Raw genomic sequence first — 14,413 nt, 5'->3', positions numbered from 1 at the left:
CTGCCGGGCACTGATGCTGCCATGGTCCCCGTGCATGGCGGCTTCGCCCGTGCCGCGCTTGCGGACCCTGCGTCACCTGCGCTAACCCCTTGCCAGTCAGAAGCTTCCGCGACGTCGCACCGGCTTGGGGACCGTTCCCGATCCCGTGGCCCGGCGCCCCCGCATCCCGTCGCGGCGGCCCGTAGCCATTCAGGGAAACGACCGTGCCCAAATTCCTCTCCGGTATCATCGTGCTGCTGCTCTACCAGCTCTGCGGTGAAATCCTCTCCCGTGCCCTCTCACTGCCGCTGCCGGGGCCTGTCCTCGCCATGGTGGCGCTGTGCATTTCCATGGTGCTCTTTCCGCCCGTGCTGGCGACCGTGCGGCCCGTGGCCGACGGGCTGCTGCAGCACCTGTCGCTGCTCTTCGTGCCCGTGGGCGTCGGCGCCGTCGCCCGCCTGCCGGAGCTGTCCTCCCACGCGCTCGCGCTCACCGTTTCGCTGGTGGGGTCCACCCTGCTGGCGATCATCGTCGGCGCCGTGGCCTTTGAATACGTGGCCCGCGCCACCGGCAATGTGGACGAGGAGGACTGACCCATGGATCCCCTTCTGCTCTGGTCCTACCTGGAACAAGGCCCGCTGCTGTGGCTGACCGTGACGCTCGTGGCCTACTGGATGGCCGATGCGATCTTCCGCTTTTCGCGGCGCAAGCCCTGGTGCAATCCGGTGATGATCTCCGTCATCCTGCTGGGCACGCTGCTGCTGGCGACCGGCACGCCCTATGACACCTATTTCGAAGGCGCGCAGTTCGTCCACTTCATGCTGGGACCGGCCACCGTGGCCCTGGCCCTGCCGCTCTACGCCAACCTCAAGCGGGTGAAGAAGGCGCTGCTGCCGCTTTGCGTGGCGCTTGTGGCCGGGTCGTTCACGGCGGTGGTCGCAGCGCTCGGCCTGGCCTGGGCCTTTGGCGTCCGGGGGGAGCTTCTGGCCTCCCTCGCGCCGAAATCGGCCACCGCGCCGGTGGCGATCGGCATTTCCGAAAAGGTCGGCGGGGATCCGGCGATGACGGCCGTGCTGGTGCTGATCACCGGCATGATCGGGGCCATCGTGGTGACGCCGGCGCTGAACGCGCTCGGCCTGCGGGACTGGCGGGGGCGGGGCTTTGCCACCGGGGTTGCGGCCCATGGCGTCGGCACGGCGCGCGCCTTGCAGGTGCACCCCACCGCCGGCGCCTTCGCGGGCATCGGCATGGGGCTGAACGCGGTGCTGACCGGGTTCATCGCGCCCCTGGTCCTTAACTGGTTCCAGTAGGGGCTCAGCCCCCTGCGCCGGCGGGTTCCATCAGTTCGAAGAAGATCCCGCCGGTGGTTTCCGGATCCATGAAGGCGATCCGGCTGCCTCCATGGCCGGGCATCGGCGCCTCGCTCCGGAACCGGACACCCTTGCGGCTGAGCGCCTCCATCACCGCCTCGATCCCCTCGACTTCCAGGCAGATGTGGTAAAGCCCCTCTCCGGTCGCCTCCAGATGGGCTTCCGGCGCGGTCGGCGGCTCCGCTCCCGGCTGGCGCGGCGACAACAGCTCGACCGCGCTGCCGCCCCCCTTGCCGAACATCGCGATCTCCAGCCGGCCATCGCCGCTTCTCTCCACCTGCGGCACGTCGAAGCCGAACAGACCCGTCAGGACCTCGGTCAGCGGGGAGGCCTCGGTCGCCGCAATGGCGACGTGGTGAATGCGCTTGATCTTCATGGGGGTCTCCGCTCTGTCCTGCCCGGATCAGAGCGCGCCCCGCGCCCGGGCGCCAGTGCCCGGCCGCCCGCGCGCCTTCGCAACAGGCCTCCGCCAGCGCCTCTGCCTGCACCGTCGCGCAGATGCCGCATTGCCGGGCAGATCCTGCGCCCCGGGCTGCCGGGCCATCTCCGCTCCGTCCATCGACCGCGACCTGCCCGGGACCCGCGCCATCCCGGGATCATCTCTTTCCCGCGCGCCGGGAGGCAAAGAAAAGGCGCGCCGCAGGTTCCCCCGCGACGCGCCCCTTCCTGCGGATGCCGGCAGGCTTACTTGAAGCTCCGGCTGTCCTTGATCTGATCCCAGGCCCAGACGACCTGCTGCAGCTGTTCTTCCTGGCTGCGGTCGCCGCCGTTCATGTCGGGGTGCAGCACCTTGATCAGCGCCTTGTAGGCCTTGCGGATCTCCGCCTTGGACCAGTGGTCCTTCGCCTCCAGGATCTCGATCGCCTGGCGTTCGGTGGGGGGCAGGCGGCGGGTGTGGCCGTTGTTGTTGCTCTTGCCCGGGTTCTGCGTGGCATTGGCGCCCAGCACCTGGTGCGGATCCTCGATGCCAAGCCGCGCCCAGGCGCGCGCCTCCGGATCGCCCAGGGGCTTGGTCTTGCGTTCCCACACCTTGTCATTGCTGGCCTGGGCGTTCATCTCCGCCTCGGTCTTGCCGTCGAAGAAGCTCCATTTCTGGTTGTATTCCCGAACGTGATCCTTGCAGAACCAGTAGAATTCATCCAGCACGTCCGGGGCCTTCGGCGCCCGGTATTTCCCCGGCTGATCACAGCCCGGATGCTCGCAGACGCGGGTGGAGGTCTCGGACGCGCCGGACATCCCGCGGCGACCGCGGTTTTGCTTCTTCTTGGCAGAAGAAACGGACATATCGAAACCGAAGGGATCGGACTTTGGCATGGGGGCGGCCTCCTGCGTCTTGGGGGAGTTTCCGAGTCAGGCGCTGCAGTTTAGACTATGAACCGACAAGGTGAAGAGGCGAGGAAAGAAAAAATGTCCCGACAGGCAGAGATCCGCGAAAGGCTTCAGGCCGCTTTCGCACCCGAGACCCTGGAAGTCATCGACGACAGCGAAAGCCACCGCGGCCATGCCGGGTTCCAGGAAGGCGGGGAAAGCCACTTCAAGGTGCGCATGAAGGCCGGTGAATTCGCCGGCATGGGCCGCGTGGCGCGGCATCGCGCCGTGCATGAGGCCCTGGGCCCGCTCATGACCCAGATCCACGCGCTTTCGCTGGATCTGTCCGCCTGATGCGCCCCACCTGACATCCGGCGCCGGGGCAGGGCTCCGGCCATGCGGGCAAGGCAAAGCCCCTCCCGGACCGGATCCGGAAGGGGCTGAAGGCTTCAAGTGACAGATCGGTGCCCATGACGGGGCAAAACAGGCCGGGGCAGGCGCGCCCGATCAGGCTTTCTCGTTCTCGTCCCCGGCTTCGGGGGCCGCATCGACCGGCGGCGCGGCGGGGCCGGGCTGCGGTGCGGCCTGGGGCCGCACTTCGGGGGCCTTCACGGCGACAGGCCTGGCTTCGCCGCTTTCAAGGCTGGGTTCGCGGCGGCCCGAGGGGCGGGCCAGCACGCCGTCCACCACCCGGCCCAGCAGGGGGCGCCGGGCGCCATCGCGCGCGCCCTCGCCTTCGGGCCGGTGCAGCGGCACATCGCCCGGGGTGCCCTCGCGGCGGAAGACCAGCAGGTTGCGATAGGTCTGGCGCCCGCGCCGTTCGACCTGCGGCAGCATCTCCGCCCGGCAGTATTCCCAGCCGGCGGCGGCCATCTCGTTGATCACGTCCTCGACGGCCAGGGCGAATTGCGCCTCCGGCCCCTTCACGCCCCGTGCACGGCGCCCCTTTTCCGGGGCGGGCACGACCCTGTATTCCCAGTTCATTTCCGCAGTCCCATCGGTTTGCCTACCCAGTCGGGCATCGGCTCCTTCTGGTGTTCGGCCAGGGCGGCGTCAAGCCTGGCCTTTACCGCCTCGGGGAAAGGGGCGACTTTCGGCCCGCTCTGATCCACGTGCAGGGTGATCCCCTCGCCGGTGGCCGCCAGCCATCCGTCCTCGTGGTATAGCTCCTGGATATAGTGGAACGACTTCGGCCCCACGTCGACCAGCCGCAGGGTCACCCGCAGCTTCGCATCGCTGTGGACCTCCTGCAGGTAACGCACCTTGAACTCCGCCGCGTAGGTGGTGCAGCCGGTGTCCTGCCGATACTGCTCCCCCATGCCCATCTCCTCGGTAAAGGGATCGCCGCCCAGATCGAAGAAGACGCCGTAGTAGGCCATGTTGAGGTGGCCGTTGTAGTCGATCCACTCCGGCTTGATGGTCATGTAGTCGCTGAGATAGGGCATGGAACCTCCGTTTGCGGCGGAGGGTAACAGAGGAGAGGAGGAGGGCAAGCCGGTCGGCATGCCCTCCGATGTCCGTAGCTTTGCCCGCTGTCTTACGCGTGTCTTGCCCGGGCGCCTGTGTCTGCTGCCGCGCCCGGTGCTCTGTGCCCGGTGCCCTGTATCGCGCTGCCCCGTCTCCCGTCACGCTTTCCGGCCTCGGCCTCCCCAAGGCTTCGCGGCCTTCGCCGGGGCCTTTCTCCCGGCCCTTCTCGAGGCTCTGGACCGGTCACCGCATCCTTGCCCCAGCGTGCGCCGGGCGAGTCGTGCCGGCCGCCCGGTCACCTTTGGTAAATCTTCCTTTACGCTCAGGCCCCTGGAAAACGGACCGTCGCGATACAGCCACGATACCGACGTAATACCGACGTTTGCAAATTTCGGCAAAAAGGGCGGGGTTAATGCCCCGCCCTTTGGCTAAGTTGCAAAGTCTGGTTGCGGAAGGCGGGATATCTCCCGCCCTACATGGCGTCGCGCGGCGGGGTGAACGTCGTCCTGCATGGGGTGGCGCGGCGGGGTGAACCCCGCCCTACATAACGCCGAACCCCACCCTGGATTGGCCGTAGGGCGGGGTTTCACCCCGCCGTCCGCCGCTCGCCGCACTCCGACGATCACAGCCCCAGCTTTGCCGCCACCAGCTCGTTCACGGCCTTCGGGTTGGCCTTGCCGCCGGTGGCCTTCATGACCTGACCCACGAACCAGCCTGCAAGCTTCGGGTTTTGCTTGGCTTTTTCGACCTGCGCCGGGTTCGCCGCGATGACCTCGTCGACGGCGGCCTCGATGGCGCCGGTGTCGGTGACCTGCTTCAGGCCCTTGGCTTCGACGATCTCGGCGGGGGAGCCACCTTCGGTGAAGGTGATCTCGAAGACGTCCTTGGCAATCTTGCCGCTGATGTCGCCCTTCTTGATCAGGGTAATGATTTCAGCCAGTTGCGTCGGGCTGACGGGGCTGTCGGTGATGTCCAGATCGTCCTTCTTCAGACGCCCGAACAGCTCGTTGATGACCCAGTTGGCCGCCAGCTTCCCATCCTCGCAGGCCGACACGACCTCTTCGAAGAAGCCCGCGTTCACCACCTCTGCGGTCAGCACCGAAGCGTCGTATTCCGACAGGCCGAAGTCCTTGACGAAGCGCGCCTTTTTCTCGTCCGGCAGTTCCGGGAGGGAGGCGGCGATATCATCCACCCAGCCCTGTTCGATCTCGAGCGGCAGCAGGTCGGGATCGGGGAAGTAGCGGTAGTCATGCGCTTCTTCCTTGGACCGCATGGAGCGCGTCTCGCCCTTGTCGGCATCGTAAAGGCGGGTTTCCTGCACGATCTCGCCGCCCGCTTCCAGGATCTGGATCTGGCGCCGTGCCTCGAAGTCGATGGCCTGCTGGATGAACCGCATGGAGTTCATGTTCTTCAGCTCGCAGCGCGTGCCGAGGTGAGAGAAGTCCTGCGTTTCCATGTACTTCTCGTATTGACCCGGACGACAGACCGACACGTTGACATCGGCGCGCATGTTGCCGTTCTGCATGTTGCCGTCGCAGGTGCCCAGGTAGCGCAGGATCTGCCGCAGCTTGGTGACATAGGCGGCGGCCTCTTCGGGGCCGCGGATGTCGGGGCGGGAGACGATCTCCATCAGCGCCACGCCGGTCCGGTTCAGGTCGACGAAGGACATGTTGGGATCCATGTCGTGGATCGACTTGCCCGCGTCCTGTTCCAGGTGGATCCGTTCGATCCGCACCATGCGCGCCACGCCCGGCCCCATGTCGACCAGGATTTCACCTTCGCCGACAATGGGATGGTACAGCTGGCTGATCTGGTAGCCCTGCGGGAGGTCAGGGTAGAAGTAGTTCTTCCGGTCGAAGGCAGAGGTCAGGTTGATCTGCGCCTTCAGGCCGAGCCCGGTCCGGACCGCCTGGGCAACGCAGTATTCATTGATGACCGGCAGCATCCCGGGCATGGCCGCATCGACGAAGGCCACGTTGGAATTGGGTTCAGCGCCGAACAGGGTGGATCCGCCGGAGAACAGCTTGGCGTTGGAGGACACCTGGGCATGGACTTCCATCCCGATGACCAGTTCCCAGTCGTGTTTCGCGCCCGCGATCACCTTGGGCTTCGGGGTCTCGTAGGTGAGGTCCAGCATGCTCCGTCCTTTCCGGGATTGGCTTGATCCCGGGTTCTAGGACAGGGCGGGAGAGGGGGCAAGAGCCCTCGGCACGCTGGTCAGTGCTTCACCGCCCCGGAACGGCGCGCCTTGACGATCGCGGCGATCTGCGCGGCATCTGCCGCAAGGTCCGCCGGGCTCATCGGCTCTTCGGGCAGGGCCAGGGCCGGACGGGAGCCGCGCAGCCACAATTCGGGGCGGATCTCGCTCATGTGGTGTTCGATGATGGCGTCCGCGGCGGCGTGCAGTTGATCCCGCGTGGCGCGTGCGTCGGCAGACAGGCCCGCCGGGGCGCGGCCGGGCGCCATGGCAAGCGCACAGAAGCCCGCCAGGAGGTTGGCCACTTCCTGACCGGGATGACGGTCCAGGATGTCGAAAAGGCCCCGTCGCAGGCGCGCCCCGTCGCAGGCGGCGGCGGTCTCCGGCTCGGACGACAGGGCGTCGAGCCAGGCCCAGGCATAGGCGCCATCGCCCCAGACGTCGGCAAGGCGGTCGGCAGTGGCACTCGCCGCGGCCTCGATCCCGGCGGCATCGGTTCCGAACCAGCGGGGCAGCAGGTAAAGGCCGAATGTCCGCAGCGGCCCGGGGTTGGACGGATCCAGGTCGATCAGGTCCTCGAAGTCGTCGCGGATGCGCAGGGCCGCGTCGGGATCCCCGGCCAGCAGGGCGATGCGCGCCTCGGCCAGCATCGGGCTGGCTTCCTCCAGCGGGCTGAACCCGTCCAGCAGCTGCGCGGCGCGGGCGAAATGGCGGTCGAATTCCGGGTGCGGCTGCGCGGGGCGGCCGACAGGGGGCAGATCCCCGTGGTAGAGCCAGGCCAGATCCATGTGCAGCCGGGCGACCGTGACCGCGACGGGCCAGTCGCCTTCGGCTGCGATCTCATCCAGGTCGGCGATGGAGGCGGCGCAGGGCTGGCCGCCGCGTTGCAGGGCCTTGCGGGCGGCGCTGACCATGTCGGATCGTGCCCCGGCGGACAGGACCTCTGCCATCCGGATCCCCGCGGGGGAGGTTTCGCGCAGGCGGTCGGTTTCGCGGATCATGCGCGACAGCAGGTCCCAGCGATCCTGGCGGGCCAGGCTCTGACCTTTCTGGAAATAGGCGCGGAACGTGCTCTGCTCCCGCGTGGCGTGACGGATGGGCAGAAGGCGGCGCACCTCGGTCGGGGACGGCTGTACCTCTGCCCGTGCTTCGGCGGCAGAGCGGATGCGGATCTGGCGCCCGCCCTTGGCCGTCAACCTGTCCACGACGGCCTCCTGACCCGGCATGGCTTCGGGCGGAGGAGTGGTGTCCCCGCCGAAGAGGGTCCGGATGCCGGGAAGGGTAGAGAGGCTGCGCATGGAGGTCTCCGCATGTTCGTTACCGGTCGTTCTGGCCGGGGTTTGGGGCCGAAACGTGGCGCCCTCGCGGAGATATGGCGATAAACCGTCGCCACTTCGTTAACATTTGCGGGAAATCACCCTGAGTTGTTTCCCGGCGCGCGCAATTGCGCCGAGAAACGTTTTTGTATCAATGATTTGGCGCCCGCAGACTCACTTGGCGCCCGCAGACTCACCCGGCCAGGATCCGCCCGACCATCTCTGCCGTGTCGCGGCTCAACCCCTCGCGGGCGGAGATCCGCTCCAGCTGGTGCCGGATCATCGCCTGTCGGTCGGCGTCGAAGCGTTTCCAGGTCTGGAAGGCGGTGCACATGCGCGCGGTCGTCTGCGGGTTCAGCGGATCGAGTTTCATCAGCCAGTCCGCCAGCAGGGCATAGCCGTCGCCCGACCCGTGGTGGAAGCCCGCCTGGCTCATCTGCAGGGCGCCGAAGACGGCCCGGAACCGGTTGGGGTTCTTCATGTCGAAGTCGGGATGCGTGACAAGCCGCGCCGCGACGGCGGCGGTGTCGGCGGGTCTGGCGTAGGCCACCTGCAGGGAGAACCACTTGTCGATCACCAGCCTGTCCGCCTGCCACTGGTCGTAGAAGGCCGAGAGCTCCGCCTCGGCCGCCCCGACGGAGAGCAGACAGGTCAGCGCGGCCAGTTGCTGCGTCATGTTGTCGGCCGCCGCATACTGCGCCCGGGCCCTGTCGCCACCATCGAGACGGGTCAGCAGGGCCAGGGCGGCATTGGCCAGCGCACGGGACGCTGCGGGCCCTGCATCCGGCTGGTAGATGCCGGGAACCTGGTTTGTCTCGTAGAGCTTCGCCAGCAGGTCCGGCATCCATTCCGCCATGGCCTGGCGCATCGCTTCGCGCTTGTCCCAGATAAGCTGCGGATCGGGCACGATGCCGCTTTCATGCAGGGTCAGTGCCAGGTCGTCCTCCGACGGAAGGGCCAGGGCCAGGGCGCGGAAGGCCGGGTCCAGCGTCTCGTCCGCCAGCAGGGTCTGCAGCGCGCCAAGATAGCCTTCGTCGGCGGCTACGCCTTCGGTGATCATCCGCAGAAGCGCCTGTTTCGCCAGCCCGCGGCCCGCTTCCCAACGGTTGTAGGGATCGGTGTCATGGGCCATCAGGAAGGCGCGTTCGGCATTGTCCGTGTCGCGGTGAAGGATCACCGGGGCAGAGAACCCGCGCAGGATCGAGGGCACGGGCCGGGCACCCAGGCCGGAGAAGGAGAAGCTCTGTTCGGCCTCCGTCATCTCCAGCAGGGTCGTTTCAACCACCTCGTCGCCGTTGGGGCCGATCAGGCCCACCTCGATCGGCAGCACCTGGGGCAGCTTGTCGGGCTGGCCGGGCGTGGGCGGCGTCACCTGCTTGAAGCGCAGAGTGAAGGTGCCGTCGTTCCAGTCTTCGGTGACATGCAGGCGCGGGGTGCCGGCCTGGCTGTACCAACGCTTGAACTGGGTCAGGTCGCGGCCCGTGGCATCTTCGAAGACCTTCAGCCAGTCCTCGATCGTGCAGGCCTGGCCATCATGGCGCGCGAAGTAGAGGTCGAGCGCCTTGAAATAGGCCTCGTCCCCCACCAGCCGCTTCAGCATGCCGATAACCTCTGCGCCCTTCTCGTAAACCGTGGCGGTGTAGAAGTTGTTGATCTCCTGAAAGCTTTCGGGGCGGACAGGGTGGGCGAGCGGGCCGTTGTCCTCCCGGAACTGGCGACCGCGCAGGTCGATCACGTCGCTGATCCGCTTCACCGGCTCCGACCGCATGTCGGCGGTGAAGGAGGCGTCACGGAAGACCGTCAGCCCCTCTTTCAGGCACAGCTGGAACCAGTCGCGGCAGGTGATGCGGTTGCCGGTCCAGTTGTGGAAGTACTCATGCGCGATGATCGCTTCGATCCGTTCGAAGTTGCCGTCGGTGCTGGTTTCCGGGCTGGCCAGCACGCAGGAGGAGTTGAAGATGTTCAGCCCCTTGTTCTCCATCGCGCCCATGTTGAAGTCATCCACGGCGACGATGTTGAAGATGTCGAGGTCATATTCGCGGCCATAGACCTCTTCGTCCCACTTCATCGACTTCTTCAGCGCCTCCATGCCGAAGGCGCATTTGCCCTCGTCGCCGGGGCGGACCCAGATGTTCAGCTCCACCTCCTTGCTTGATGCGGTGGTGAAGCTGTCGGGATGGTTTACCAACTCGCCCGCCACAAGCGCGAAGAGGTAGGCGGGCTTGGGCCAGGGGTCATGCCAGACGGCGAAGCCATCGCCGCTTTCGACCGGGTTGCCGTTGGACAGCTTGACCTTCTCGTCGCCCTCGATGCGGACGGTGAAGGTGGACATCACGTCGGGGCGGTCGGGGTAGTAGGTGATCTTGCGGAAGCCCTCTGCCTCGCACTGGGTGCAGTACATGCCATTGGACATGTAGAGCCCCTCCAGGGCGAAGTTCTGCGCCGGCGCGATCTCGACCTCGGCTTCCCAGGTGAAGGGGGTGTCGGGGACGGCGCAGGTCAGGCCGGTCTCCGTGACCTCGGGCGTGACGGGGGCGCCGTCGATGCTGGCGCTGATCAGCTCGAGCTCTTCGCCGTGCAGGAAGAAACGCTCCTGGCTGGCGTCGGGGTTCGGGGTAAACCGGATGCGCGACGTGACCCGCGTGCTGTCCGGCGCCAGGCGGAAGGTCAGGTGCACCTCGTCCACGGTCCAGCCGAAGGGAGTGTAATCGGCAAGGTAGATGGTTTCTGCCGGGGTCTTTGCGGCGGCGTCCTTCATGGCGGGTCCTTTCGCATCTCTGGTGGCGCGATCTTGCGCCCCGGGGCCGGGAATTCAAGGGGGGCAATTCAAGGGGGCGGGCGATGCGTTTTCCGGCACGACGGCGGGGCCGACACGCCAGGCGTGCAGAAGATGAGGCCCCGGGGCAGGTTTCTGCCGGATTCCGAAGCGCTCACCCGTGGTGGTGCAGGTGTGCACAGCTATTTCAGTTTTCAAAGGAAAGGTGCGGGGCTATCGTGGGCAGCGCATCAAGAGGCGCGCCATGAAAAGACCCCTGATCGGTATCATTACGAACCTGAATGTCATCGACGGCAACTACCGGACCCATTCCGGCGGGGTGATGAACTGCGAAGCGGTTGCCACCGTCTGCCAGGCGCAGCCGGCGCTGATCCCGGCGGATCCGCGTTACCTGTCCATCGAGGAACTGCTGGAAACCTACGACGGCTTCGTCCTGACCGGGGGGCGACCGAACGTGCACCCCTCAGAATACGGCGAGGAAGAGACCGAGGCCCATGGCGCTTTCGACCGCAATCGTGATGCGATCACCCTGCCGCTGGTGCGGGCCTGTGTCGAGCGGGGGCAACCTTTCGTCGGTATCTGCCGCGGGTTCCAGGAAGTCGCGGTGGCCATGGGATCCACCCTGCATCCCGAGATCCGGGAAATCCCGGGCCGGATGAACCACCGCATGCCGCCCGACGGGACCCTGGAAGAGAAGTTCGCCCTGCGCCACAAGGTGACCTTCACCGAGGGCGGCGTGTTCCACAAGCTGATGGGCGCGCGGGAGGTGATGACGAACACCCTTCACGGGCAGGGCGTGGTGACCCCGGGAAAACGTTTTGTCATAGATGGTTATGCGCCCGATGGCACGCCGGAGGCCGGCTATGTCGACGGTGCCTCGGGCTATACGCTCGCCGTGCAGTGGCACCCGGAATACAATGCCGCCAATGATCCCGTATCCCGCCCGCTCTTCGAAGGGCTGGGAGAGGCGGCGCGGGCCTGGGCCTGCAACCGCCAGGCGATGCCGGTGCGGCGGACCGCGTGATGTCTACCCATTGAAGGGGCGGAGAGGGGGGCTTTTTCCTTGTTTTGATGCCGTCGGAGGTGGGGGAGGCGAAGGTGGATTGGCATCCACCCTACATCTCTCGCCATGGCCCCACCTTTGGTCGCGGTGCACCCACCCTTGGTCGCGACGTCCCAACCCTTGTCGCGATACCCCGCCCCTTGGTCGCGACGCCCCGACCCTCGGTCGCGACGCCACAACCCTCCGTCGTGACGCCACAACCCCGCGTAGGGTGGATGCCAATCCACCTTGGGCCGCACCACCCTGACCCGGGTCAGACCTGCCCGCCGGCGATCCGCACTTCCGTCCCGTTGACGCTTTCGCAAAGCGGATCGCAGAGCCAGAGTGCGGCGGCCGCGACTTCCTCGGGCGAAATCAGGCGCTTGTGGCGATTGAGCTTCACCATCATGTCTCTCGCCTCCTCCTCGGACACGCCGGCACGGGCGGAAATCGCATCGGTGTTGCGGGTCACGATCGGCGTATCCACATAGCCCGGACAGATCGAGTTGAAGGTATAGGGCTGGCCCAGGAAATCCTCGGCAAAGCTGCGCATCATGCCGATCACACCGTGCTTGGAGGCCGCGTAGGCCCCGGCGCCGGCCGCGCCGCGCAGACCGGCGATGGAGGATACCGCAATCACCCGCCCCCAACCGGTGTCCAGCATCGACTGCAGACTTTCCCGGACCGTGAAGAAACAGCCGTCGAGGTTGGTTGCCATGATGCGCCGCCATTGCTCCGTCGGTGTCTTGTGGAGCTTTCGCCCCTCGGCAATGCCGGCATTTGCAACGCAGATCTGTATCGGGCCGCGGGCGGCCACTGCCTGCGCCGTGACGTCGCGCACCGCGCCTTCCTCCGTCACGTCCATGACGGCCGGGAACATCCCGGGCTCGGCCACCTCCTCCAGCACTTCGAGCCTGCGTCCGGTGATCGTGACCTTCGCCCCTTCGGCCACCAGGGCGCGGGCGATGGCCAGCCCGATCCCGGTGCCCCCGCCGGTGACGAGCGCGTGCTTTCCGTCCAGTTTCATGTCATCCTCCCATCTGCGGAAAGAAATTCCGCATATCGGATCCGACCGTAGGACGATCCCCCGTCGTCGATCAAGGGCGGAGGCGATCTGTGCGCAATCCCACCCGGCTCATGGCTGCCATGTCCCAACCGCGTGACAATCCGATTTGCTTGCCAAAGCTTGTGGCAAAGGGGGCGCTCGCTGGAAATGGCCGTGGATCGTCATATGGTTGTGTTTGACAGTCGCGTCGCTTTCAGGGCAAACCCGGCTTAGCTACGCGCGCAATAATATTGCGCGCTGCATACAATTGTGTGCCGGAAACTTCCGGCCATTCGTTAAACCCGTACTCGGAAGGGGGGACGACACAGGTGAAGATCGGAACGCCAAAAGAAGTGTTCGAAGGCGAGGCGCGTGTCGCGATGACACCGGACTCGGCTCTGCAACTGCAGAAGCTCGGCCATGACTGCCTGATCGAAAGCGGAGCCGGAGAGAAGGCCGGCTTCATGGATTCTGCCTATGAGGCGGCTGGCGTGACCGTGGTCGCGGACAAGGCCGCGCTCTACGGCGCTGCCGACATCGTGGCCAAGGTGCGCCAGCCGTCGGAAGAGGAAATCGCACTGCTGCGCGAGGGCCAGACCCTGATCAGCTTCCTCAACCCGGGCGGCAATGCCGACCTGCTGGAGGAGATCAAGGAGAAGGGCGCGACCGCCGTCGCCATGGAAATGGTGCCGCGGATTTCGCGCGCGCAGAAGATGGACGCGCTGTCGTCCATGGCCAATATCGCGGGCTATCGCGCGGTGATCGAAGCGGGCAACAACTTCGGCCGCTTCTTCACCGGCCAGATCACCGCAGCGGGCAAGGTGCCCCCGGCGAAGGTGCTGGTGATCGGCGCGGGTGTTGCGGGCCTGGCGGCCATCGGCACCTCGACCTCCCTGGGTGCCATCACCTATGCCTTCGACGTCCGTCCCGAAGTGGCGGAACAGGTCGAGAGCATGGGGGCCGAGTTCGTCTACCTCGACTTCGAGGAAGAGCAGAGCGACGGCGCCGCGACCGGTGGCTATGCCTCCGTCTCCTCCCCGGAATTCCGCGAGGCGCAGCTGGCCAAGTTCCGCGAGATCGCGCCGGATATCGACATCGTCATCACCACCGCGCTGATCCCCAACCGCGAAGCCCCCAAGCTGTGGCTGGCGGACATGATCGCCGCGATGAAGCCGGGTTCGGTCATCATCGACCTGGCGGCAGAGAAGGGCGGCAACGCCGAAGGTACCGTCGCGGATGAGAAGGTCGTGACGGAAAATGGCGTGACCATCGTGGGTTACACCGACTTCCCGTCGCGCATGGCGACGCAGTCTTCCTCTCTCTACGCGACGAACATCCGTCACCTGATGGCGGACCTGACGCCGGAGAAGGACGGCGTGGTCAACCACGACATGGAAGACGACGTGATCCGGTCCGCCACCGTGACCCATGATCACGAGATCACCTTCCCGCCGCCGCCTCTGAAGGTGGCTGCCATCGCGGCCCAGAAGAAGGCCCCGAAGGAGCCGGAACTGACCCCGGAAGAGAAGCGCGCGCAGGAGGTTGCGGCCTTCAAGAAGCAAACCAAGACCCAGGTGACGCTGATCACCGTGGGTGCGGTGCTGCTGCTGGCCGTGGGCCTGGTCGCACCGGCCAGCTTCATGCAGCACTTCATCGTCTTCGTGCTGTCGGTCTTCGTGGGCTTCCAGGTGATCTGGAACGTCGCGCATTCGCTGCATACTCCGCTGATGGCCGTGACCAACGCCATCTCCTCCATCGTGATCCTGGGCGCGCTGATGCAGATCGGCTCCGGCTCCTGGATCGTGATCCTGCTGGCCGCCCTTTCGGTCTTCATGACCGGCATCAACATCTTCGGTGGCTTCCTCGTGACGCGGCGCATGCTCGCCATGTTCCAGAAATCCTAAGGAGCGCAG

At 66.2% G+C, this 14,413-nt stretch carries 13 protein-coding genes; 5 read left to right on the top strand and 8 right to left on the bottom strand.

Annotated elements, in window-relative coordinates:
• The first annotated feature begins 203 nt into the window (after positions 1–203).
• Together AC2IR1_RS15855 and AC2IR1_RS15850 are read left to right on the top strand one after the other, a co-directional pair.
• A complete protein-coding gene (locus AC2IR1_RS15855; RefSeq protein ID WP_486472941.1) occupies positions 204–572 on the top strand; it encodes a CidA/LrgA family protein in 369 nt (122 codons plus the stop codon).
• 3 nt (positions 573–575) lie between these two features.
• Entirely contained in the window at positions 576–1,289 is a 714-nt protein-coding gene (locus AC2IR1_RS15850; protein ID WP_486472940.1) for an LrgB family protein, read from the top strand.
• Positions 1,290–1,293: 4 nt separating this feature from the next.
• Here AC2IR1_RS15850 and AC2IR1_RS15845 read toward each other — a convergent pair whose 3' ends face one another.
• Entirely contained in the window at positions 1,294–1,725 is a 432-nt protein-coding gene (locus AC2IR1_RS15845; RefSeq protein WP_486472939.1) for a VOC family protein, read from the bottom strand.
• Between the two features lie 308 nt (positions 1,726–2,033).
• On the bottom strand, positions 2,034–2,663 hold the full coding sequence (locus AC2IR1_RS15840; RefSeq protein WP_486472938.1) for a J domain-containing protein: 630 nt from the start codon (positions 2,661–2,663) through the stop codon (positions 2,034–2,036).
• Between the two features lie 93 nt (positions 2,664–2,756).
• Between AC2IR1_RS15840 and AC2IR1_RS15835 the strand changes: the two genes are divergently transcribed.
• The gene (locus AC2IR1_RS15835) at positions 2,757–3,011 is read left to right on the top strand and encodes a BolA family protein (RefSeq protein ID WP_486472937.1); all 255 of its coding nucleotides are present in this window, start codon (positions 2,757–2,759) and stop codon (positions 3,009–3,011) included.
• Between the two features lie 153 nt (positions 3,012–3,164).
• Here AC2IR1_RS15835 and AC2IR1_RS15830 read toward each other — a convergent pair whose 3' ends face one another.
• From AC2IR1_RS15830 to pepN, 5 genes are all read right to left on the bottom strand, one after another.
• The gene (locus AC2IR1_RS15830) at positions 3,165–3,641 is read right to left on the bottom strand and encodes a DUF4177 domain-containing protein (protein WP_486472936.1); all 477 of its coding nucleotides are present in this window, start codon (positions 3,639–3,641) and stop codon (positions 3,165–3,167) included.
• On the bottom strand, positions 3,638–4,102 hold the full coding sequence (locus tag AC2IR1_RS15825) for a thioesterase family protein (RefSeq protein WP_486472935.1): 465 nt from the start codon (positions 4,100–4,102) through the stop codon (positions 3,638–3,640). Before AC2IR1_RS15825 ends, AC2IR1_RS15830 begins: the two co-directional genes overlap by 4 nt.
• Before the next feature lie 644 nt (positions 4,103–4,746).
• Entirely contained in the window at positions 4,747–6,261 is a 1,515-nt protein-coding gene (gene gatB / locus AC2IR1_RS15820; RefSeq protein WP_486472934.1) for an Asp-tRNA(Asn)/Glu-tRNA(Gln) amidotransferase subunit GatB, read from the bottom strand.
• An 80-nt stretch (positions 6,262–6,341) separates the two neighbouring features.
• A complete protein-coding gene (locus AC2IR1_RS15815; RefSeq protein ID WP_486472933.1) occupies positions 6,342–7,619 on the bottom strand; it encodes a hypothetical protein in 1,278 nt (425 codons plus the stop codon).
• A 211-nt stretch (positions 7,620–7,830) separates the two neighbouring features.
• Positions 7,831–10,395, bottom strand: a complete 2,565-nt coding sequence (pepN, locus tag AC2IR1_RS15810) for an aminopeptidase N (protein ID WP_486472932.1) — start codon at positions 10,393–10,395, stop codon at positions 7,831–7,833.
• 262 nt (positions 10,396–10,657) lie between these two features.
• On the opposite strand from pepN, the gene AC2IR1_RS15805 reads away from it, so the two are divergent.
• Positions 10,658–11,437, top strand: a complete 780-nt coding sequence (locus AC2IR1_RS15805; protein ID WP_486472931.1) for a gamma-glutamyl-gamma-aminobutyrate hydrolase family protein — start codon at positions 10,658–10,660, stop codon at positions 11,435–11,437.
• A 292-nt stretch (positions 11,438–11,729) separates the two neighbouring features.
• Here AC2IR1_RS15805 and AC2IR1_RS15800 read toward each other — a convergent pair whose 3' ends face one another.
• Positions 11,730–12,482 (bottom strand): SDR family NAD(P)-dependent oxidoreductase, encoded by a 753-nt coding sequence (locus tag AC2IR1_RS15800; RefSeq protein WP_486472930.1) that lies wholly within the window; start codon positions 12,480–12,482, stop codon positions 11,730–11,732.
• A gap of 347 nt (positions 12,483–12,829) precedes the next feature.
• On the opposite strand from AC2IR1_RS15800, the gene AC2IR1_RS15795 reads away from it, so the two are divergent.
• A complete protein-coding gene (locus AC2IR1_RS15795; RefSeq protein ID WP_486472929.1) occupies positions 12,830–14,404 on the top strand; it encodes a Re/Si-specific NAD(P)(+) transhydrogenase subunit alpha in 1,575 nt (524 codons plus the stop codon).
• The last annotated feature ends 9 nt before the right edge of the window (positions 14,405–14,413 follow it).

The sequence above is a fragment of the Pseudooceanicola sp. NS-SX8 genome (assembly GCF_057380755.1).
Note: the sequence above shows the minus strand (reverse complement) of the source record. Positions and strands in the feature narration are given on the sequence as shown.